The organism is Nonlabens sp. Asnod3-A02, from assembly GCF_045063755.1.
In the GTDB taxonomy this organism is placed as follows: Bacteria; Bacteroidota; Bacteroidia; order Flavobacteriales; family Flavobacteriaceae; genus Nonlabens; species Nonlabens xylanidelens.
In genome coordinates this window covers 81,519-103,252 of record NZ_JBEFOC010000006.1, presented here as the reverse complement: position 1 = coordinate 103,252, position 21,734 = coordinate 81,519, and the positions used below count along the sequence as shown (strand labels likewise).

General features: G+C 34.5%; 16 protein-coding genes and 2 tRNA genes. 7 read left to right on the top strand and 11 right to left on the bottom strand.

What is annotated here, in order from left to right:
- Window positions 1-158: 158 nt before the first annotated feature.
- From ACJJVN_RS01555 to ACJJVN_RS01540, 4 genes are all read left to right on the top strand, one after another.
- Window positions 159-1,130 (top strand): nitronate monooxygenase family protein, encoded by a 972-nt coding sequence (locus tag ACJJVN_RS01555; protein WP_104516688.1) that lies wholly within the window; start codon window positions 159-161, stop codon window positions 1,128-1,130.
- Between the two features lie 105 nt (window positions 1,131-1,235).
- The gene (locus tag ACJJVN_RS01550; protein ID WP_405376924.1) at window positions 1,236-2,804 is read left to right on the top strand and encodes an NAD(P)/FAD-dependent oxidoreductase; all 1,569 of its coding nucleotides are present in this window, start codon (window positions 1,236-1,238) and stop codon (window positions 2,802-2,804) included.
- Window positions 2,805-2,896: 92 nt separating this feature from the next.
- The gene (locus ACJJVN_RS01545) at window positions 2,897-3,271 is read left to right on the top strand and encodes a hypothetical protein (RefSeq protein ID WP_405371113.1); all 375 of its coding nucleotides are present in this window, start codon (window positions 2,897-2,899) and stop codon (window positions 3,269-3,271) included.
- 179 nt (window positions 3,272-3,450) lie between these two features.
- Window positions 3,451-4,374 (top strand): VPGUxxT family thioredoxin-like (seleno)protein, type 2, encoded by a 924-nt coding sequence (locus ACJJVN_RS01540; protein ID WP_405376923.1) that lies wholly within the window; start codon window positions 3,451-3,453, stop codon window positions 4,372-4,374.
- Here ACJJVN_RS01540 and ACJJVN_RS01535 read toward each other — a convergent pair.
- Window positions 4,371-4,892 carry an adenine phosphoribosyltransferase gene (locus tag ACJJVN_RS01535; RefSeq protein WP_405376922.1) on the bottom strand — a complete coding sequence of 174 codons (522 nt, stop codon included), beginning with the start codon at window positions 4,890-4,892 and terminating at the stop codon, window positions 4,371-4,373. The genes ACJJVN_RS01540 and ACJJVN_RS01535 overlap by 4 nt on opposite strands.
- A 231-nt stretch (window positions 4,893-5,123) precedes the next feature.
- Here ACJJVN_RS01535 and ACJJVN_RS01530 point away from each other — a divergent pair.
- A tRNA-Arg gene (locus tag ACJJVN_RS01530) sits at window positions 5,124-5,197 on the top strand.
- A 253-nt stretch (window positions 5,198-5,450) separates the two neighbouring features.
- Here ACJJVN_RS01530 and ACJJVN_RS01525 read toward each other — a convergent pair.
- The 8 genes from ACJJVN_RS01525 to ACJJVN_RS01490 form a co-directional block, all read right to left on the bottom strand.
- Window positions 5,451-6,869 carry an efflux transporter outer membrane subunit gene (locus ACJJVN_RS01525; protein ID WP_405371115.1) on the bottom strand — a complete coding sequence of 473 codons (1,419 nt, stop codon included), beginning with the start codon at window positions 6,867-6,869 and terminating at the stop codon, window positions 5,451-5,453.
- A gap of 5 nt (window positions 6,870-6,874) precedes the next feature.
- Window positions 6,875-10,012 (bottom strand): efflux RND transporter permease subunit, encoded by a 3,138-nt coding sequence (locus ACJJVN_RS01520; RefSeq protein WP_405376921.1) that lies wholly within the window; start codon window positions 10,010-10,012, stop codon window positions 6,875-6,877.
- Window positions 10,013-10,034: 22 nt separating this feature from the next.
- Complete coding sequence (locus ACJJVN_RS01515) at window positions 10,035-11,162, bottom strand: efflux RND transporter periplasmic adaptor subunit (protein ID WP_405376920.1); 1,128 nt, start codon at window positions 11,160-11,162, stop codon at window positions 10,035-10,037.
- 12 nt (window positions 11,163-11,174) lie between these two features.
- On the bottom strand, window positions 11,175-11,678 hold the full coding sequence (locus tag ACJJVN_RS01510) for a GbsR/MarR family transcriptional regulator (protein ID WP_104516657.1): 504 nt from the start codon (window positions 11,676-11,678) through the stop codon (window positions 11,175-11,177).
- Between the two features lie 288 nt (window positions 11,679-11,966).
- Entirely contained in the window at window positions 11,967-12,809 is an 843-nt protein-coding gene (locus ACJJVN_RS01505) for a M57 family metalloprotease (protein WP_405371118.1), read from the bottom strand.
- Window positions 12,810-13,516: 707 nt separating this feature from the next.
- A tRNA-His gene (locus ACJJVN_RS01500) sits at window positions 13,517-13,592 on the bottom strand.
- 116 nt (window positions 13,593-13,708) lie between these two features.
- The gene (gene bshB1 / locus ACJJVN_RS01495) at window positions 13,709-14,425 is read right to left on the bottom strand and encodes a bacillithiol biosynthesis deacetylase BshB1 (RefSeq protein WP_405376919.1); all 717 of its coding nucleotides are present in this window, start codon (window positions 14,423-14,425) and stop codon (window positions 13,709-13,711) included.
- Window position 14,426: 1 nt separating this feature from the next.
- Window positions 14,427-15,584: a trans-sulfuration enzyme family protein gene (locus ACJJVN_RS01490; RefSeq protein ID WP_405376918.1), complete on the bottom strand. Its 1,158-nt coding sequence runs from the start codon at window positions 15,582-15,584 to the stop codon at window positions 14,427-14,429.
- Window positions 15,585-15,712: 128 nt separating this feature from the next.
- Between ACJJVN_RS01490 and hutI the strand changes: the two genes are divergently transcribed.
- Entirely contained in the window at window positions 15,713-16,963 is a 1,251-nt protein-coding gene (gene hutI, locus ACJJVN_RS01485; protein ID WP_405376917.1) for an imidazolonepropionase, read from the top strand.
- A 5-nt stretch (window positions 16,964-16,968) separates the two neighbouring features.
- Window positions 16,969-17,988, top strand: coding sequence for a formimidoylglutamase (locus ACJJVN_RS01480; protein WP_405376916.1), 1,020 nt, complete (start codon window positions 16,969-16,971; stop codon window positions 17,986-17,988).
- Window positions 17,989-18,293: 305 nt separating this feature from the next.
- On the opposite strand, the gene ACJJVN_RS01475 is transcribed toward ACJJVN_RS01480, so the two are convergent.
- The gene (locus ACJJVN_RS01475) at window positions 18,294-20,132 is read right to left on the bottom strand and encodes a cytochrome-c peroxidase (protein WP_405376915.1); all 1,839 of its coding nucleotides are present in this window, start codon (window positions 20,130-20,132) and stop codon (window positions 18,294-18,296) included.
- 1 nt (window position 20,133) lies between these two features.
- Window positions 20,134-21,600, bottom strand: coding sequence for a phosphatase (locus tag ACJJVN_RS01470; protein ID WP_405376914.1), 1,467 nt, complete (start codon window positions 21,598-21,600; stop codon window positions 20,134-20,136).
- Window positions 21,601-21,734: the final 134 nt, after the last annotated feature.

The following is a 21,734-nucleotide window of genomic DNA, read 5'->3' as shown; positions in this document are numbered from 1 at the left end:
AGAGGTTACAATTTATAAAATAACGGAGGCACAATCAATTTGTTACAAATGTAATGTCTATTGTGATTAGTTCGTGCAGAAGGTAGTTTTTTAAAGATCTGTTTAATTTATTATGCATACATAGTAATACTTTGTTAACTTTGATGAAAACAATATTTATGACCACTTCACAATTCACAAATAAACTATCGTTGCCAGTTGTTGCAGCACCTATGTTTTTAATTTCTGGACCAGAATTAGTTATTTCTTGCTGTAAAAATGGTATCGTAGGTACTTTTCCAGCACTTAATCAGCGTTCTAGTGAAGGTTTTGAAGAATGGTTGATACAGATAAAAGAGGAATTATCCCAATGGGAAAAAGAAACAGGAAAGACGGCGGCACCTTTTGGTGTTAATCTTATCGTTCATGGAAGTAATCCAAGATTAGAAGCAGATTTAAGACTGTGTGTAAAACATAAAGTGCCACTTATTATCACCTCATTAGGTGCTGTGAGCGATGTGGTAGATGCTGTACATAGTTATGGAGGAATTGTATTTCATGATGTAATTAAGAAACGTCATGCTCAAAAAGCTCAAGAAGCTGGTGTGGACGGATTAATATTAGTTTGTGCAGGAGCAGGTGGTCATGCTGGGACTAATAATCCTATGCCTTTTATAAGAGAGACTAAAGAGTTTTTTAAAGGAACTATTTTACTTTCTGGCGCGATGAGCTCTGGTCAGGATGTAGCTAGTGCATTACAAATGGGTGCAGATCTCGCTTACATGGGTACACGTTTTATAAATACAGATGAGTCTAAGGCGACAGATGATTATCGTGATATGATTATCGAGGCTGGTTGCAGCGATATAGTTTATACAGCTGCTATTTCTGGAGTTAGTGCAAACTTTTTAGGCGCTAGTTTAAATGCAGCTGGTATTACAGAAGAGCAAATGAAGGCCAAGGTAAAAATTGACTTTGGTAAGGAAATGAATACCGAGGCCAAAGCATGGAAAACGATATGGAGCGCAGGACAAGGTAGTGCTACCATTAAGGATTCGGTACCAGTAACTGACTTACTCAATAGAATGAAGGCAGAATTTAAAACAGCCATAGAAACACAAATAGAGAATTTAAAGAAGTACAGTAAATAAATCTATATACTGTTTTAATAAAAGCCTTTTTCATATTTGTGGAAAAGGCTTTTTTTCATTTATATGTTTTCCTTTTATTGGTATGTTCTCTATTACCTTTGTCACATGAGCAAACTAGTGCAAATTTCTGTTTTACCGCATCACCTTGAAGACGAAGATCATATACTACATAAGGTTTTTGAAAAAATAGACCTGCGTATGGATGACGTTCAAAAATGGAACGTTAGAAAAAGATCTATAGACGCGAGACAGAAGAAAGTAAAGTACAACTTGCAAATAGAATTATGGCTTACAGGAGAAGAAATCCCTGAAAGAGAAGTCTATAAAATACAAGATGTTGCTGCTGCCACTGAAGTAGCTATAATAGGTGCTGGACCAGCTGGGTTATATGCCGCTTTAAGAGCTGTAGAAGGTGGTCTTAAACCTATAGTTTATGAAAGAGGTAAAGATGTACGTTCTAGAAGACGTGATCTCGCTGCGATTAATAAAGATCATACTGTTAATCCAGAATCAAATTACTGTTATGGAGAAGGTGGAGCAGGTACTTATAGTGATGGTAAATTATATACTAGATCAAAGAAACGAGGTAACGTTCTTAAAGCGTTAGAGTGGTTTGTAGATTTTGGTGCGACGCCAGATATTCTAGTAGATGCGCATCCACATATAGGGACTAATAAACTGCCACAAATTATTACCTCTATGAGAGAAGCTATTCTTGAGGCTGGAGGAGAGGTGCATTTTGAGTCCAAAATGACCGACCTACGTCATGAGAATAATAAAATCAAAGCGATACAAGTTAATGATGTAGAGTGGAAGGAGTACGATAATGTAATTCTAGCTACTGGACACTCTGCTAGAGATATATTCAATTTACTGCATAAAAGAGATGTAAAGATTCTTGCAAAACCATTTGCAATAGGGGTAAGAATAGAGCATCAACAAGAGCTTATAGACCAGATTCAATACCATGGAGACGATCAAAATCCATATTTGCCTCCAGCTAGTTACAGCCTAGTAGAGCAGGTAGATGGTATGGGTGTTTACTCTTTCTGTATGTGTCCTGGCGGTATAATTGCTCCATGTGCTACAGATACAGAAGAGGTAGTTACTAATGGCTGGAGCCCTAGTAAACGTAATAATCCTTATTCTAATAGTGGGATAGTGGTAAGCGTCTCTCCAGAAGATCTTCCTAATTATGACCCTAATAACCCTAACGATCCATTTGTGTCACTAGATTTTCAAAAACAAGTAGAATACGATTGTTGGGTTGCAGCAGGAAAAACGCAACGAGTACCGGCACAACGCATGATGGATTTTGTAGAAGGAAAGGTATCTACAGATTTCCCTAAAACTTCTTACCATCCTGGATTAACTAGTGTAGATTTAAATAAAGTATTGCCAGACATGTTAGCGAGTCGTTTAAGGATTGCTTTTGTAGCATTCGGTAAAAAGATGAAAGGGTATTATACTAATGATGCTGTATTGCATGCCCCAGAAAGTAGAACCAGTTCACCTATCAATATACCTAGAGACCCTATAACTCTCGAACATGTTGATATTAAAGGGCTTTATCCTTGTGCAGAAGGTGCAGGATATGCCGGTGGTATTATTAGTGCTGGAATAGATGGGATTAATTGTATGGATCGTGTCCTTGAAAAAAATCGATCACGGTAATCTTAAATGTTAATTAATTGCTATTTAGTATAGTAGATGGAGTTGGTGATAAAAGTTAATGTTAGTTTTGCCGGCAATAAACTAACCTATTTATGTCACGAATTTTATATCATAATCTAGATTATGGTGAGCTTTTTATATTTGGGAATTATGTAATTGCTCAAATAAATGAAGGTGTTGTTCTTAAGCCAGAGAATAATGACGAGATGCGAGACATTATCTTGAATCATTTTACAGATAAAAATTGGGTGTACATTTCTAATCGTACGCTGGAGTATACTGTAAATCCTATAACCTACTTAGAAACTTCAAAAATTGATAACCTACTAGGAGTTTGTATTATCACTACTTCCTTAATAGGTAAGAAAACAGCACTTTTTGAGAGTAAATTTTATGCAAAGAGATTTATGGTGGCTTCTACTGTTTTAGAAGCTATTGAGTGGGCATCAGAAGTGTTAGGTGAATAGGGTTAGTTTGATTCTCGCTTTCGCGAAAGCGGAAACCCAATAAACATAATAGATAGTACAAAGTTTATACTACCGTGATACTTCTTATATATTCTTCATTTACCTTTAAATCAAAGGAAAAAGATATGAATATTTTAAAGACAATTCAATGTTGCGCATTTTTATTAGTTGGTATAGCAATGTCCACAGCGCAAACACGTACAAATCCATCTAATCAACCTACAGAGTTAGGTAAAGTTTCATGGTATAGAGATTATGATCAGGCTCTTAAAAGCTCTAAAGAGTCTGGAAAGCCAGTTTTAATTTTATTTCAAGAGGTACCAGGCTGTTCTACTTGCCAAAACTATGGTAAGGATGTATTGAGTAATCCCTTAATGACGGAAGTTATCGAAAATGAATTTGTACCACTTGCCATTTATAATAATAAAGGAGGTAAGGATCGTGTAATTTTAGAAAAATATACAGAAAGTGCCTGGAACAATCCTGTGGTTAACATTGTAAATGATAAAGGAGATAAAATGGTAAAACGTGTAGCAGGTAATTATACAGCCCAAGGACTTTACACCGCTATGGAAGAGGCGCTGGTTATTTATAAGAAAGAAGTGCCTGCTTATATGAAACTGTTAGGAGAAGAGCTGCATGTGAGTAGTGCTAGTCAACAAGATCGTTATTATAGTATGTACTGTTTCTGGACTGGAGAGAAAGAACTGGGTTCACAACTAGGGGTGTTAAATACAGAGGCTGGTTTTATGAAGGGATATGAGGTCGTAAAGGTAACTTATGATGATACAGTGACTAGTAATGAGCAGCTAGATCAATTTGCCAGCCGTAGAGATATGAAATTAATAGGCCTTGATAAATCCTATTATGCATCGAGCAAAGATGAGGACTATTACCTCAAGCATAGCGATTATAAATACTTACCGTTAAGTGAATTACAACGTACCAAAATTAATAGCGCATTGGGGATGAAAAATAATGCAATACAATTCTTAAGCCCTAAACAATATAAAAGATATAAGGGTTTAAGAACCGCAAAGCACAAAGCTATTTTGTTTGATAAAGATTTTCAGTCTAGCTGGAATAGTCTGGCTCTTAATTAATAGTGTAAAATAGAATGGACGTTAGGATTTTTTAAAAGATTTTTACCCTTTAAAAAGTCCAGTTCTATTATGAAACTGTAGCCTACTGTTGTGGCACCAGTTTGTTCTACTAATGATAAGGCAGCTGCTGCAGTACCACCAGTGGCAAGTACATCATCATGGATCAAGACATTATCGCGTGATGATAAGCTGTCTTTTTGTATTTCAAGAGTATCTGTGCCGTATTCTAATTGATATTCTTGAGATATGATCTCTCCTGGTAATTTACCAGGTTTACGCATCATTACAAATTTTGCGTTTAGAGCATCGGCCATTAACATTCCAAAAAGAAAACCTCTAGATTCTATGCCTATTACTACGTCTATATTTTTATCCTTATAAGGCGCAATAAGAGATTGAGTCATCGATTCCCTCGCTTCTTTTGAGGCTAGTAGAGGAGAAATATCTTTAAAAACGATTCCTTCTTTAGGAAAGTTAGGTATGTCTTTAATAAATTTAGAGAGAGTTGTGTTATTCATGCGATAAATATAAAAAAGGGTTTACTGTATTAGGTTATGAAGTGGTATTTAATTAGAAGTAGAAGGGGTTATTGATACTCTAAAATTTATTTTTTAAAATTTATTCAAAAAAAGCCTTGTTGTATTTTTAAATTAAACTATATTTGCAGCCGCTAAAGAATGATATGTTCGGAGGCAAAGGTGATAAGTTTAAAACTTATTTTAAATTGCTACCTTAAAGTAATTAAAAATGGCCTCGTGGCGCAACTGAATAGCGCACTTGATTACGGCTCAAGAGGTTACAGGTTTGAATCCTGTCGAGGTCACAACAAAAGACTTATCATTTAAAATGATAAGTCTTTTTTTATGTCTTGAATATTGATTCTTGGAATCATTGTAATGTAATTTTCAATGAAAGTGAGTGGTCATTTTAATATAAGCCATGCTCTTTCATATAAGTAATCTTATAAAACTTGAAATAAAGTAAAAAAAAAGGAGGATTGAGTGTGACTAATCATACCCCAATCCTCCTTTTATATTATTGCTAGTACAATAAATATACTACTCACTTAGTAGTTATTATCTCCATCCACCTCCCAGAGCTTCATATAGATCTACTATAGATGTAAGCTGTAATAGTTTACTGTCGATTACATTAAGCTCTGCCGTTAAGGCACTTTCTCTAGCTGTTAATAAATCTAAATAGGTAGCGTACCCATTTTTGAGTAACTCTTCAGAATTTGTTTCGGCAGTTCTCAAAGCCTCGACTTCGTTTTTTCTGAACTCAAATTTTTTGACCTCGTTTTCATAACTATATAAAGCATTTGATACTTCATTACCAGCAGTCAATAGCGTTTTCTTAAAATTAATAAGAGCGCTTTCTTGATTTGCTAGGGCTACTTCTTTTTGAGTTTTAAGTTTACGCTGGTTTAAAAGAGGCTGTGTTAATCCTCCTATTATATTTGCAAATAAAGAATTAGTTTTAAATAAATCTTCTAGCTGTAAACTTTGTAAACCTCCTGATGCAGTTAATGTTAAAGATGGGTAGAAACTACTATTAGCTACGTTAGTCAACTCAAAAGATTGAATTAGACTATACTCTGCTGCCATTACATCTGGTCTATTGCTTAACAATGTAGCTGGTACACCTAACATGGTTTCTTGTTCTAGATTTTGAAGATCGAGTGAGCTTCTTTCAAAATGTTGAGGTGATCTCCCTAGCAATATACTAAGCATGTTTTCAGTTTTGAAAATAGCTGTTTCAATATCTACTTGTAGAGCTCTTGCATTATTGTATTGTGCAATATTCTGATCTACAGCAACCTGCGTTACCTGTCCAGCATCTTTTAATGCTTTTATAGTTTCTACACCACTTTGTCTAGTTTCAATAGTCTTCTTAGTTATTTCTAATTGAGCGTCTAGAGCTAATAAGTTATAGTAAGTATTTGCAATACTAGATATAAGCTGGGTCTTAACTGCTTGATGAGCTGCAACACTTTGCAAATATGATGCTTGAGTGGCTCTTTTATTACTTCTTATTTTACCCCAGATATCTGCTTCCCAAGATAAATTTGCAGTAACGTCATAAGTGTCTAACCCTCCACTAAAAATAGAGCCAAACTGGCTATTTTCAGAGAACTCCTGTCTCGTGTAATTAGGACCCACATTCAAAGTAGGCAAGAACCCTGCTTTTCCTTGTTTTGCATAAGCTTGTGCGGCAATCATTTGTTGTATTGCTATACGTACATCCATGTTGTTTTTAAGACCATCTTCAACATACTGTTGAAGGTATGGATCTTTAAACAAGGTTTTCCAAGATAAATTTGCAATAGAGACACTATCTGAAGGTAGGTTTTCAGTTCTATAAAGAGCTTCTGTCTCTTTAGTAAGTTCAGGTCTTACATAATCCTTGGCAACAAAACAACTTTGCAGTGTTACCAAGATGATTAATAATAAGATTCCTTTATTTACAATTCTATGTGATATTTTAAATTTCATAGTTTTTAATCTTCAATAGTTTTTACCTGTGGTTGACCAGAAATTTTTTCTTGTAACCATTGAAATAATATAAATAGGATAGGAATAACAAATACACCTATTAGGGTACCTATAAGTAAACCACCTACTGCACCAGTACCTATTGATTTATTTCCTTCTGATCCTACTCCAGATGCTAGTACAAGAGGCATTAGTCCGAGTATAAAGGCAAATGATGTCATTAGAATAGGACGTAAACGAGATTTTGCTCCATCGATAGCTGCGTCTACTATAGACTCACCGTTTCTACGTTTTTGTAACGCAACCTCCACAATAAGTATGGCATTTTTAGCTAATAAACCGATAAGCATAATTAATGCTATTTGAAAATATATATTATTTTCCAGTCCTAACAACTTAGTACTTATATAAGCTCCGAATACTCCAAAAGGTAGGGATAGTACGACTGCAAATGGTAATAAGTAACTTTCATATTGTGCACTAAGCAAGAAGTAAACAAATACAATACTTAAAATGAATATGAATATTGTCTGACTTCCAGCGCTCACCTCTTCACGAGTTAAACCAGAATAAGCAATGGTATAATTACTCGGTAATTTTGCAGCTTCTTCTTCAATAACTCTAATTGCATCACCTGTACTAAAGCCATCGTTAGTAGCACCAGTAATACTTGTAGAATTAAATAGGTTGAAACGAGTTACCGACTGTGGGCCATAAACACGTTTTAAATTTACAAACTGTGTAATAGGTGTCATTTCGCCAGAGTCCGTTCTAACATACATGCTATTTAATGCACTTACATCAGCTCTATCTTCTGGTAATGCCTGAATATATACTCTGAATTGTTTACCGAATTTTGAAAAATCTGAGGCATAAACACCACCTATATAACCTTGTAGTGTTGAAAATATACTCGATACAGACACTCCTTTTTCTTTAGCTAATGGTACATTAACTTCCATTTCGTATTGTGGATAGTTAGTGCTAAATGCAGATTGTGCATATTTCACTTCTGGATGTTGCATTAACGCGGCAGCAAAATCTTTATTTGCTTGATCCAGGTCTTTGAATTCACCTCCAAATTTATCTAATAAATTTACTTCAAAACCAGAAGCATTACCAAACCCACGAATACTAGGTGGTGAGAAGAAAATGATATTTGCTTCAGGTATACTTGCTGAAATTCCAAATAGTTTTCCAGTAATAGCTTGAGCAGATAGTGATGGATCTTCTCTATCACTCCAGTTTTCTAATTTAATAATTCCAAAACCATAATTACTACCAGAACCATTAATGATACTTCTACCTTTAATAAAGTTAACACCTACTATACCTTCTAAACCTTCAATTTTAGAATACAATTGTCTCGCAACAGCATCTGTTCTATCTAATGATGCTCCAGCAGGAAGTTCTATATTGGCAAAGATTATACCTCTATCTTCATTAGGTACAAAACCAGTAGGTGTAGTGTTTGCAGCCCAATAGATTCCAACCACAGCAATAATCAATAATATTCCAGATATGATTTTCTTTTTATATAAGAACTGAATTGATCTTCCATACCTTTCTATAGTAGCATTAAATCCACGGTTAAATAAAGCGTAAAAACGTTTTACAGGACCTTTGCTTTTCAGTTCTTCATCTTCATTGTGGCCTTTTAATAATAGCGCACAAAGAGCAGGACTTAGTGTTAATGCATTAACAGCAGAAATTAAAATTGCAATAATTAGAGTAACACCAAATTGCTCATAAAATACTCCAGTAGGACCAGTTATAAACGTTACTGGAATGAATACAGCAGCCATTACCAATGTGATCGATATAATGGCACCTGAGATTTCATTCATCGCAGTTAGAGTAGCATTCTTAGGATTCTTTTCACCTTCATCTAGTTTAGCATGAACCGCTTCTACAACAACAATGGCGTCATCTACCACAATACCTATCGCGAGGACTAATGCAAATAGCGTTAGTAAGTTAATCGAATAACCAAAAACATTTAGGAAGAAGAAAGTACCTATTATAGAAACTGGTACGGCAATCGCAGGAATTAGAGTAGATCTAAAGTCTTGTAGGAATAAGAAAACTACTAAGAATACAAGTACAAATGCCTCTAGTAAAGTATGAATTACTTTTTCAATGGATGCATTTAAAAATAAACTAGTATCATAAGGTACAAAAATATTTAAGCCATCAGGAAGATCTTTTTCAATCCCATCTAATGTTATTTTTATGTTTTCTATGATTTCCTGTGCATTAGAACCTTTAGTTTGAAAGATTCCCATGAAAACGGCAGGGTGGCCTAAACTCATTGCATTTGAAGAGTAAGATTGTGCATCTAACTCTATGGTTGCAACATCTTTTAGTCTTAAAAACTCACCATTTCCAAGTGCTTTTATTACAATATCACTGTATTGACTTTCGTATTTAAAACGACCGCTATAAGTTAAAGCATATGAGAATGAGGCTCCATTATTTTCACCTAATGAACCGGCGGCAGCTTCTAGATTCTGTTCATCTAATACAGCAGAAATATCAGAAGGAATTAAATTATAAGAAGCTAGTTTTTCTGGGTTTAACCAGATGCGCATTGCATAATCTTGTTGTGAGAATACAGAAACATCACCAACACCACTAATACGTTGCATAGCAGGAATTACATTAATCTTTAAATAATTCTGAATAAAAGTAGCGTCGTAATTTTCACTGTCAGAATACATTGATATAAACATTAATGCACTCGTTTCTTGCTTTTGAGTAATTACACCTGTTTGTGTAACCTCTTGTGGCAATAAAGGTGTTGCTCTAGCAACACGGTTTTGAACGTTAACAGCTGCAATATCTGCGTCGATTTCTTGATCAAAGTAAACAGTGATTTCTGCTGTACCATTGTTTGATGCAGTTGATGTGATGTAGGTCATACCTTCTACACCGTTGATTTGTTCTTCTATCGGTATGATTACACTTTCTAATACGGTTTCTGCATTTGCCCCTGTGTAACTAGCTGTTACTTTTATAGTAGGAGGAGCAATATCAGGATATTCTTCTATAGGTAATGTACCGATGCTTATTGCACCTAACAAAACTATGATTATAGAAATAACTGTTGAAAGTACTGGTCTTTCAATAAATGTTTTTAACATGATAAATATGTTTAGTTATAATCTAATTTCTAAATAAGGTTGGTACAGGTTTAGTAGCTTCTTCAAAAGAAGTTTCCACCGGAGAAATGGTCATTCCATTTTTCAATTTACTAGCGCCTGAAATAACGATTTTATCATTAATCTCTAAGCCAGATTCAACAACGTATAAATTGTCTACACTACCTTGTACTTTTAAGATAGTAGTGGAAACTGTATTGTCTTTACCTAGTTTGAATATTAAAACATCTCCTTGTTGTTCAAAAGTTGCACTTTGCGGAACTACTATCGCATCTTTATATTCTATAGGGAATCTAATTTTACCACTATTACCGTTGGTTAATATTTCATTAGGATTAGCAAAAGCTGCTCTTATTTGAATAGTACCTGTATTTTGATTAATCTGCCCAGTGCTAGTTTGAATACGTCCTTTTTCAGAATATTCTTTTCCGTTTGCTAAGATTAGGCTTAGGTCAGGTGAGTTCTTAATACGTTCTTCTTTATTCTTTCCTTTAGATCTTTGTAAATGATCTATGTATTGAGCTTCGTTAAAACTAAAAAAAGCATAAACTTGATCAATTTCACTTACTGTAGTTAACGCTGTTGCATCATTAGGGCTTATTAATGCCCCTTCCCTAAAGTTAATGGAACCTACATATCCATCTATAGGACTCTTTATTGTTGCGTAACCAATATTTGCTGCAACGCCACTATAATTAGCTTTAGCTTGAGCAAGATTTGCTTTAGCTGTTTCTAATTGCACAGGGCTAATGATATTTTTCTCAACAAGAGGTATTAGTTTATCAACTTCTACTTGTGCAACGTTAATTCGTGCTTTAGCAGCACCAGCATCTTGACTTAGAGATTGTGTCTCTAGTTTAAATAATAGCTGGCCTTTACGCACTTTTTGACCTTCATCTACATATACTTTTTCAATATACCCAGATGTTTTTGCTCTCACATCACTGTTTACTATACCTTCTATAGTTGCTGGGTAATCCGTGTAGCCTGTCACTGTCTTTAATTGTAATGTAGTAATTGGTAGGCTAGGAGGTGGTGCTTGTGGTGGTGCTTGGTCTTCTTTACTACCACAACCTGCTAATGTGAAAAATACACTAAGCATTAGTATGAAATATATATTATTCTTTTTCATTATTATTTGTATTTAAATATTGATTTTATTTTCAGTTATTTTTTTTCTTAAAGCTTGTATAGAGGCGCTTGCATCTTCTATGAAGTTGATATAATTATCATGAAAGCTCAAATCGAATTTTTCATCTTCATTTTCGATTTTATCGGTGTTTTGTAATTCCTTGTACACCTTTATTTCTTCATGAATTTCACGTTCCTCTCGCCAATGTTTTACCATTTTATCAATGTGTTGGATGATGGTATCTTTATTAATCACGAAATATTTTTTACGATCGCCAGTTTTAGTGAAGTATTTAATCTTATTTAAATCTTGTAAATGATTCAAATGAGTTGAAACTGTGCTTTTACTAGCGCAAAGTGTAAGTACCATATCTTCAAATGTGGTTCCTTTTTTACCAGTTAGAATAATGTAGGATAAGATGCGAGCCGCAACAGGAGCAAGTTGTTCTCTACCTTCTAAATGTACACCTAGCTTCTCAACTAAATCCATTCTTTTTTTACAAACGTTACTTTCCATTTTTAAAACTTATTTATAAGTTCAATATTTATGGTACAAAAGTATTAATTAAGTTCGGAACAAACCGAACCTTTAAGATATAAGGTATTGTTAAAAAAGTTATTTAGTGTGATTATTTAAGGTTTTTCAGTGTGTCAATGAAGTGTTGATTATTGAAAAATGTCTCTTAAAGTTATTAGTATTAGGATGAAAATAGATAAATTGTTTTATTGGATGTGAATTAATGGAATTAAAAAAGCTCGACCTGTGAGGGTCGAGCTTGAGGCTAATTGAATGATAGTTTTTGGATTAGTACATTTGATCTAATGCAATTTTATCATTAGCATTAAATTCTCCATCACTTTGAGCAGAGAAGCAAGCATTCATTAAACTAGTAGGGTCCCATCCATTGACAGTACCGCTGATGTAGTTTGCACCATTAGACCCTGCAGACTCACCACTCTGTCCACAAGACTGTCTTGAAAACCAATCACTGTGACGAAAGCCTATAGAGTGACCTATTTCATGAGTGATAACGTGTTCATTTACATTAGTTGAAAAGCTTTCTAGGTTGTAAATTTGAATAGCATCATGAGGTCTACCGCTAGAATCAGGGAAACCTGCAACACCACCCTGATCAGAAGTGTTAAACGAAGTGTCGTAAACATACATATCTGCATTGTTTAAATTAGTTCCGAAAGTTAATCTGAAATTTAGGGTCACATTGTTAAGTCTGTTGTAGTTAGCTACTGCCCATCTAAGACCTGTTTGAGCTTTGCTAGAAAGACCGTATTGATTATTACCTGTATAGCCTACTATGTCTATAGTCCTGTTATTACCTGTAACAAGGTTGTTAGTTCTGAACTGTTTTGTGAAACTGTTAATTTGTTCTAGTGCAAAAAACTGTTCTTCTAATAGAGCGATGTCATCTTCTATATAGATTCTTTTTTCAATGGTACCGTCTGGATAGTGAAAATCACGGATGTCAATATCGTCTGGATTATAACCTATTTTTTCAGCGTGTTTTTTAGCTAATTCTAAGGTACTTTCCTTTTGATCAACTGTGATTTCTTGATCTTGTTCACATGAAGTAAATAGCATTGCAAAGGATGCTAGTCCGATTAATGAAAGTTTGATTAGTGATTTTTTCATAATAAAAAGATTTAAGGGTTTGAAAAATTATTTATTTGGTGATTTAAAAGTATAGGAAATTTCATATGATTCTAGATATTTAAATAAAACTTGAAATAGTCTTATTTAACGTAAATATTATCATATTCCTATTGATAGTCATGGATCAGAGGTTTTTTTTATGCTTTTAAACGTCGATTTTTTTCGATGAAATGCATTTTTGATTTAAAATATACGATCGATAAGTGTGTTAAAATTTATCGATGGTTAACAGATTTAAGTTTAATTCCCTATTAATTTAGTAGGGTTAAGTTGGTTAGAACCGAGAATTCTATCAATAAAGCTCTAATAGGAAGTTTTAAGGGGTTTAATAGTGTATGTTTTGTTCGATTTTAAATACCTATTGTAAACGCAAATATGATCCACATGTAATAAATTTTAACAAATGTTATTTTATTGAATTGTGGTGGCAATGAATTAATGTAGAATAAATAGTGCTTATTTTGATTATCATTTGTGCACTTTATTGCTTTATAACTTTGTTTTAAGGATAGTTTACGTTTATCTGATAATATTAAGAATCTTATAATAAATCACTGAGTATTTATGTAGCAATAAAAGAACTGTATTATGTTCTAATTTATTTTTTTAATAGAGTAGAAGTACAATGTTATAGTTTGAGATTCTATAAAATAAAAAAAGGTCTTAGTAAAAACTAAGACCTTTTAGGGTGGAAGACGGGATTCGAACCCGCGACTTCCGGCACCACAAACCAGCGCTCTAACCAACTGAGCTACAACCACCATATCAATGTGAGTTTTTTAAAGTGGAACTCTAGAATTCAACCACTCGCGTTTAGCGGATGCAAATTTAATATAATTCTTAATACTGTGAACGAATTTCTTGTTTTTTTTTGAAAATTATTTCAAATCAAAAATACTATTCACTGCAGGATGTCTTTCAGATGTAAAGCCTTCTGCATATTCAGTACCTATAAGCCTACCGAAATTTGCGCTGCGATACATTATAGAATCTAAAAAGTTCTTTGAGTTGATAGGTGTTTTAGGTCCACTATCATTGGGATTAAAAAATTGTGTTCCATAAGCTTGAACCGATGCCATTTTTTGATCCATGAATCCAGATATGTCAACTACAAAATCAGGCTCTATATCTAACCACTGAATATAATGATAGACATGCTTAGGTCTCCAGTGTTCTTGTGCTATACCATCTAATGTAGTTTCTATTCTTTTTAATCCGGATAGAAAACAGCTAACACTAGTTAATTCAGAACCTTTAGCATGATCAGGATGCCTGTCTTTAACAGCGTTACAGAGTATGATTTCTGGACGGTACTTTCTAATTATTTTGATAATTTCTAATTGGTGTGCTTCATCATTTGTAAAGAAACCATCTTTGAAGGCTAGGTTTTCTCTAACTGATAGTTTAAGGATTTTTGCAGCAGCAGCAGCTTCTTGATCTCTTATTTCAGCGCTACCTCTTGAGCCTAATTCACCTCTTGTTAGGTCTAGTACTCCTGTTTTTTTTCCTAAAGACTGTTCTTTAAGTAGTACACCAGAACAACTTAATTCTATATCATCTGGATGTGCGCCTATGGCAAGTATGTCTAATTTCATATTATTTTTTTTTACGACTCTTTTCCATGGCTCCTTCTAAATCTTCAATAAGAATATCTACCTCTTCAATACCTACAGAAAACCTAAGTAATTTATCTGAAATGCCTTGTTCTGACCTTTCATGTGGAGTTAATAAACTGTGAGATGTTGTGCTAGGGGCTAGAATTGTACTTTCTACACCTGCAAGGCTAAGTGCTGGGAATATAATGTTGAGATTTTCTAAAAACTCAGTTTGATTTATATGGTTTTTCAGCTCAAAAGACATCATACCACCAAATGCTCTCATTTGCTTTTTGGCCAGTTGATATTGTGGATGAGATTTTAAACCAGGATAATTAACCGTTTTAATATCTGGATGTTTTTCTAAGAACTTAGCAATTTTCTTAGCGTTTTTGGATTGTTTTTTAACTCTCAAAGCAAGAGTTTTTATGCTGCGTTCTAAAAGCCACACAGTTTGATCGCTTAAACTACCACCATAATTTTTTGCAGTATTCCATATTCTATCCATGTTTACCTGACTGCAACTAACGGTACCGGCGCAAATATCGCTGTGACCGCCTAAATATTTAGTAGCACTATGTATGATTATGTCGATTCCAAAATCTGCAGGATTCTGGTTAATAGGTGAGGCAAATGTATTATCTATAACACTTGTTAAGGAGTTCGCTTTCGCGAAAGCGGAAACCAAATCCATGTCTGTAACTTCTAACAAAGGATTACTAGGTGTCTCCATATAGATCATTTTTGTGTTAGGCTGCTTGCTAGCATCTAAACTCTGTTGATCTACATGTTCCATCATGGTGTACTCTATGCCGAGATTTTTAAATTCGGCTGATATGAAATGTGCAGTACCACCATAAATAGCACGTTGAATAATTACGTGATCACCTGTTTTAAGAAACGCTAAGAAAACGGCACTGATAGCTGCCATACCGCTACCGAATATCATACCAGATTCAGTATTTTCTAGAGCGGCCATTTTTTTACCTAATGCGATTTGATTAGGCGTATTGAAATATCGTGGGTATAAATTTGTTCCCTCGCCGCGGTAATCATAAGCAGTTGAGGTGTATATAGGAGCAGTTGCACCACCGTAAACGTCATCTTTAAGCTGACCTGCGTGAACACAGAGGTAGTTATAGTTGTGTTTTTCTTTCATGTTGCCGAAATTAATAAGATAGTTCTTGCTAAATGTAAATTAAAAGTGAAATATATAATTGAAATAATTGCAAATAAAAGCTGGTAGAATATTCCTTGATTTCTTGAAGAGTTAATTATCTTCACAGTATGAGTATACTATTTACAAATATAAAAGAACTATTACAAGTAAGGGAACATACCAATGAACCTTTACGAGGGAAAGAGATGGATGATTTACCGTCTATTAAAAATGCTTATTTATGGCTAGAAGATGGTTTAATTAAGGATTATGGGAGCATGGACGACTTTTTACCACATCCTGCAGAAGAGGTTTATGATTGTACAAATAAAATCATCACACCTGGATATGTGGATAGTCATACCCATTTAGTTTTTGCAGCTACACGCGAGCGAGAATTTGAGGATAGAATTCACGGTCTTACTTATGAAGAAATAGCTGCTCGCGGTGGAGGGATTTTAAATAGTGCTGCATCGTTAGAGAAAATGACGGAAGATGAGCTTTATGAACAAGCACGCCTGAGGCTGGATAATGTAGTGGCGCAAGGAACAACTGCCATAGAGATTAAAAGTGGTTATGGCTTAAGTGTAGAAAGTGAATTAAAAATTTTAAGAGTCGTATCACGATTGAAAAAAAGTGGTACTAGTAATAATTGTATCATACCTATTAAAGCTACATTCTTGGGAGCACACGCTTTTCCAGTCAAATACAAAGAAAATCGTGAAGAATATATTAAGTTGATAATTGAAGAAATGCTGCCTAAAATAGCTGAGGAGCAACTGGCAGATTATGTAGATGTGTTTTGTGAAAAGAATTATTTTACTGTAGATGAAATGTTGCGTATTATAGAGGCAGGTAGTGCTTATGGTCTTAAATCTAAGGTACATGTGAATCAGTTCACATCATTAGGTGCTATAGATGCAGCTGTTAAAGCAGGTGCGGTAAGTGTAGACCATCTAGAAGTAATGGGAAATGAAGACTTTACTGCGTTATCTGGGGCAAAGACTATTGCCACAGCTTTACCTAGTTGTTCATTTTTTTTGGGGTTAGATTATGCTCCAGTGAACGAAATGATTGATCAAAATGTAGCTGTTTCTCTTGCGAGTGATTATAACCCTGGTAGTACACCATCAGGTAATTTGAACTTTGTTTTTTCTCTTGCTTGTATTAAAATGAGAATGACACCACAACGTGCTTTTAATGCGCTGACTGTAAATGCAGCACATGCGCTAGAAGTTCATGATGAGTTGGGTAGTATAACGATAGGTAAAAGAGCTAATTTAATGGTGTTTAAAAATATAGATGGTATTGCTGCTATACCTTATAACTTTGGTCAGGTGATTATTGATCAGGTAGTTGTTGATAGTGAATTTATTTAAAGTCTATGAAGTCGCATTTTGAGTTATTTACCAGAGAAAATTTAGATCAATCTGTTTCTAAGCGATTTGACCTTAATGAAGAAGGTGTTTCTGAATTAGAAGATACTTCTAGAACTTATGCCCAAGAAATAGAAATCAGTGATGATTTAGAAAATCTAGCTGATTTAAAAGCTACTTATATTATAATAGGAATACCTGAAGATATAGGAGTGCGAGCAAATTTAGGTAGAGCAGGAGCGAGTGAGGCATGGTCTTCTTTTTTAAATTCCTTTCTAGGTTTACAGAATACATCTTTAAATGCTGTGAGTAGATTTTGCGTTTTAGGAAATGTAATTACCGAAGATCTTATGCTGCAAGCTCAAGGTCTAGATGCTTCGTTACATAATGATAGGCTGCAATTAAGTCATCTAGTAAAAACACTAGATCAGCGAGTAAGTGAGGTTGTTATTAGAATTATAGAGGCAGGTAAAATACCAGTTGTAATAGGTGGTGGACATAATAATAGTTATCCCTTATTGAGAGCATTTGGTTATACAAGACCTATAGACTGTATCAATATAGATGCTCATACAGATTTGAGAGCAGCAAAAGGAAGGCATAGTGGTAACGGTTTTAGTCACGCGATTCAAGAAGGATATTTGAAATCTTATTTTATGATAGGGATTCAAGAGAATTATTTGAGCCAGCCCATGATTGATCTAATTAGTAAGAATGATGTTATCGATTACAGTAAGTTTAATCATCAACATGTGGATGTGAATGCAGAAGTAAAAATGGCGTTACAGCATATAGATTCTGATTATTTTGCTCTAGAAGTAGACATGGATGCCGTTGCAAATTTTCCATCTAGTGCGCAATCACCTGTGGGATATTCTTTTCAGGAAATGCGAAGTATGATTAATGAAATAATTAAACAATCAAATCGATTACCTAGATACATTCATATTTGTGAGGCTGCACCAAAGTACGGTTACCCAAATCAGGTAGGTAAAGCACTTGCTACTCTAGTTAATGATCTTCCATAATATGATGCAATCTACTACGCTTATTGAAGAATGGCAGTTTATGTTTTTGCCGGTTTTTTTAATTGTTTTCTGGTTGCTTTATGTTTTAAGGAATCTGTCGTCTTTTAGAAAAGAGTTTCAAAAGATGGAGAGGAGAGATAGATCTTCAGAATTAGGTGTGTTGCTGCTCGAGGATTTAAAGAAGAAATATATATGGCGTTCTATTATAGCGCTTATAGTCGGCATACTTTTATATATAGCTGTTTACTTTATATTGAAGTGATAGAAAAGAAGCGCAATTTTTTGAATTGCGCTTCTTGAATAAGTTAGATCGACTTAGTTGTGTAGGATTCTTTTAAAAACTCTTCGTCAGTCAGTGTATTCATGAAGTTGATAAGATCTGTTTTTTCCTGATCTGTTAAGTTCAATGGGTCTGTCGGGAGTGTCTGGTATTCTTGATCTGTAATGCCTATTCCATAACCGCCACCTAGATCGTAAAATTCAATAACTTCTTCTAGAGTTTTATAAGCTCCATTATGCATATATGGTCCAGTAATAGCAACATTTCTAAGGCTAGGTGTTTTAAAGAAGTGTTTTCTATTCTCTGTTTTATAGACATTAAATCTTCCTAGATCTTCATCAATAACAGCATTTTCGGTCACAGATTTTGTAGGTACACCTAGGTGTTCTAATTCGGTTTCCATAAAATCTGGTGGAACGGTGCCGTTAAATACAGGGGCAAAATGACAGGTAGCACATTTTGCTTTACCATTAAAGAGGTTAAAACCATTAATTTCTGAATAGGTAAGCGTATTGACCTCATTTCTGATATTGCGATCCCATTTTGAATTCCAATAATTAAGGCTGCGTACATAGTTTGCAATAGCTGTTCTTACCGTATTTTGATCGATAGTAGTGTTGTAAGCGGTTTTAAAGGCTGTTATGTATGCTGCATCTTCATTAATATGCTCTGTAAAGCGTTTTAAATCTGAATGAAATTCTTGTGTATTATTAATAACAGATACTATTTGTCCTTCTAGACTACCGGCTCTTTTATCATAGAAAAAATCTTGTTGATAAGAGCTGTAGGTGAGGCTAGGACTATTGCGAGTAAGACCTTTGGGTATGGCTAGTCCGTCAGTAAAAGCGATATCACTTTTATGGCAAGTGGCACAGCTTATTTCTTTAGAAGTAGATAATTGATTATCATTAAAAAGACGTTTTCCTAAAGCTATTTTATCCTCTGTTAATGGTGTTACTTTATGCCCTGCAAAATAATCTATAGAGAGAGCTTCTTTAGAGAATAAGCTAGTGGCGTTATTATCTATGGCCATTTGTAAAGGGAATTGCACCTGCCAGTCTTTTGCGGTTTTGTTCCATAATACCAACATAGGATCTATGTGTAGTTTTATGAATTCATACCTATTAAATTCCTCAAAGTTACTAGCTTCTAGGAATTCTTTTGAATCTTGAAATTTTTGCTTCCAGCTTCTTTTTAATTGGTCGTTTTTAAAGTTATGATCATAAAGGTTTAATATTTGTTCCGCTTTCGCGAAAGCGGTAACAGCATCCATCAAACTGTTTTCTAAAACAGGTGAGTCAAAACCGGTTACCCCAGTAGTCGCGGTGCGTATAAACTGTTTACGTATCAACCATAAAATGTGGTAAGGTTTAAAAAATTTTATGTCGGTATTTCTTATTAGAACCTGTAATCTAGACTGTAATTTAGCAGCTGTATTATGAATAGATGCAACGTCTGGAGCATCGCTAAAGATGTTTTCTTCTAGTGTCTGAAAGCTACTAGGGTTGCTGATTTTTATATCAGTAAGATCTTCTTCTTCTACTTTAACAATATTAGGAGCGTTTAAAAAATTATAATTATTTAAATCTTGAAAAGATAGAATAGGTTCCATCTTTTTAAACTCTACACGCGCTTTTTTAAAATAGAATTTTAAGCTGTCTGTATGAGTCGTTGATTTAAGAGAATCTATATAGCTGTTGCACGTGGTAAGGTCATTGATAAATAGTTCTTGCAGTTGTAAAGAAGGCTGCAGCTCTACTTGTGTAACGTATTGAGGTGACTCTTGTTTACAAGATATCATTAATAAGAGAAGACCTGCGGTAAAGCAGGTCTTCTTTATTACATTTAAGTAAAATAGTGTCATCTTATCTATCTAATCCAGTTAGAACATATAACATACTACCTTCTTTTCTACTGCTAGCAACGTTAGTTACCGCATTAGGGTCAGAAAAAGAACTACCGTCTGCAGGCTCCCAACCGTGATTTTGGGTAACTACCATAAAAGTACCGTCTATTCCTACCTGTTCAGATACGTCTATCATTCCAGTTATTTCCCATACACTTGTTTCACTACCTATTCCTGCTGCAGTTGCACTAACCTGGTCACATTCTAAGACTACTTTAAGTTCACCAGTGTTTAAATTATATTGATATAATCTAGCGTAGTGATTTCTTACAGCATCATCAAAATAACCATTAGGATCTTCTTGAATATAAGCATAGTTCTCTGTCACAAGAATGTTATCTGGACTATGGAAACCCCATGCAGCGCCACCTATTTTATCACCATCTAGAACGCAAGTAATTTTTGCAGGTCCAGTAGGATCAGTTTCATTTAATTCTACCTTATATACACGACCGTATAAAGAACCTTTACCTACTAGAGCGTCTTGTTTACGTCCAGTTACTGCAAAGTAAATCTCTCTTTGATTACCGTCATCGCCACGTCTCCAGTCTATGTCTTCTAGTCTAGAAAAGCCCATAACGCCTTTAGTTTTTGCCTCAGCATCTAGTAGGTCTATGTTTTTTTCTGTTAATTCAACAAAAGAAGCGTCATATGACTGTCCTTCTACCATATCCATCTCAAAGTTGATGCCTGCAGTATCTACTTTTAAACCATAAACACTACCATTGTATAAATCACCACGATCACCTACATACATACCTAACTGTCCAGATGGTGTGTTGTTATCTGAGTGGTCATCACCTATAAATACAACAGTTTTGTCATTATAAGCATCTTTACCTATTGCTACTGCGTTTTCTGTACTCCACTGTCCCATTGCGGTAAGCATTTCTGGAAACATTCTAGAAGAAGTGTGTTTAGTGATTTCAGTTGCAAAAACACCTTTTGATGCGCCACCCCATTCTCCACCAGAAAGGTAAAGAGGACCGAAACCATGCTCGTCTACTGTAATTAAAGAACCAGAGCATTGTGCTGTAGAACCTGTTGCTTCTTCATTTAATATATATTCTCCAGCAACTGGTTTAAATGTGTTATCTAATGTTATACGTGCTATAGAATAGTCAGCTTCTATATTGTTAATTAGAGTGTAGTCTTGCTGGTCTGCATTATAAATTAATCCTAGACCGTCTGCCATAGAACCGTAAACGAATTCTGGAGTTTCTGTTAGTTGATCTTCACTGGAAAGTATAGGGTAAACATTTACAGAAGAAAAATCTGAAGTAGTTTTTAAGAAATTAGGTGTAATTGAGTGTGCTCTTAATTCTACGTTTTCAGCTTGTGTATTGATAACTTGATTATCGTCATCATTACATGCTGTTAGTCCTATTATTCCTGCAGCAGCAAAAAGTAAAGATTTTGTTTTCATTTTATTAGTTGTTTTTTAGTTGGCCAAATTTATTTTTAACTGATTTAAAACATGAGAACTCAAGATGAAGCTTGTTTTACAAATTTGTTATCGATCGCCCTGTTTAAAGTTATAGAATGGTTATCTATTTTAAT

What these genes read in the sequence shown, in the direction of transcription:
- ACJJVN_RS01555 (WP_104516688.1), top strand. Translation starts at nt 159, where the DNA reads ATGACCACTTCACAATTCACAAATAAACTATCGTTGCCAGTTGTTGCA.
- ACJJVN_RS01550 (WP_405376924.1), top strand. Translation starts at nt 1,236, where the DNA reads ATGAGCAAACTAGTGCAAATTTCTGTTTTACCGCATCACCTTGAAGAC.
- ACJJVN_RS01545 (WP_405371113.1), top strand. Translation starts at nt 2,897, where the DNA reads ATGTCACGAATTTTATATCATAATCTAGATTATGGTGAGCTTTTTATA.
- ACJJVN_RS01540 (WP_405376923.1), top strand. Translation starts at nt 3,451, where the DNA reads ATGTCCACAGCGCAAACACGTACAAATCCATCTAATCAACCTACAGAG.
- ACJJVN_RS01535 (WP_405376922.1), bottom strand. Translation starts at nt 4,892, where the DNA reads ATGAATAACACAACTCTCTCTAAATTTATTAAAGACATACCTAACTTT.
- ACJJVN_RS01525 (WP_405371115.1), bottom strand. Translation starts at nt 6,869, where the DNA reads ATGAAATTTAAAATATCACATAGAATTGTAAATAAAGGAATCTTATTA.
- ACJJVN_RS01520 (WP_405376921.1), bottom strand. Translation starts at nt 10,012, where the DNA reads ATGTTAAAAACATTTATTGAAAGACCAGTACTTTCAACAGTTATTTCT.
- ACJJVN_RS01515 (WP_405376920.1), bottom strand. Translation starts at nt 11,162, where the DNA reads ATGAAAAAGAATAATATATATTTCATACTAATGCTTAGTGTATTTTTC.
- ACJJVN_RS01510 (WP_104516657.1), bottom strand. Translation starts at nt 11,678, where the DNA reads ATGGAAAGTAACGTTTGTAAAAAAAGAATGGATTTAGTTGAGAAGCTA.
- ACJJVN_RS01505 (WP_405371118.1), bottom strand. Translation starts at nt 12,809, where the DNA reads ATGAAAAAATCACTAATCAAACTTTCATTAATCGGACTAGCATCCTTT.
- bshB1 (WP_405376919.1), bottom strand. Translation starts at nt 14,425, where the DNA reads ATGAAATTAGACATACTTGCCATAGGCGCACATCCAGATGATATAGAA.
- ACJJVN_RS01490 (WP_405376918.1), bottom strand. Translation starts at nt 15,584, where the DNA reads ATGAAAGAAAAACACAACTATAACTACCTCTGTGTTCACGCAGGTCAG.
- hutI (WP_405376917.1), top strand. Translation starts at nt 15,713, where the DNA reads ATGAGTATACTATTTACAAATATAAAAGAACTATTACAAGTAAGGGAA.
- ACJJVN_RS01480 (WP_405376916.1), top strand. Translation starts at nt 16,969, where the DNA reads ATGAAGTCGCATTTTGAGTTATTTACCAGAGAAAATTTAGATCAATCT.
- ACJJVN_RS01475 (WP_405376915.1), bottom strand. Translation starts at nt 20,132, where the DNA reads ATGACACTATTTTACTTAAATGTAATAAAGAAGACCTGCTTTACCGCA.
- ACJJVN_RS01470 (WP_405376914.1), bottom strand. Translation starts at nt 21,600, where the DNA reads ATGAAAACAAAATCTTTACTTTTTGCTGCTGCAGGAATAATAGGACTA.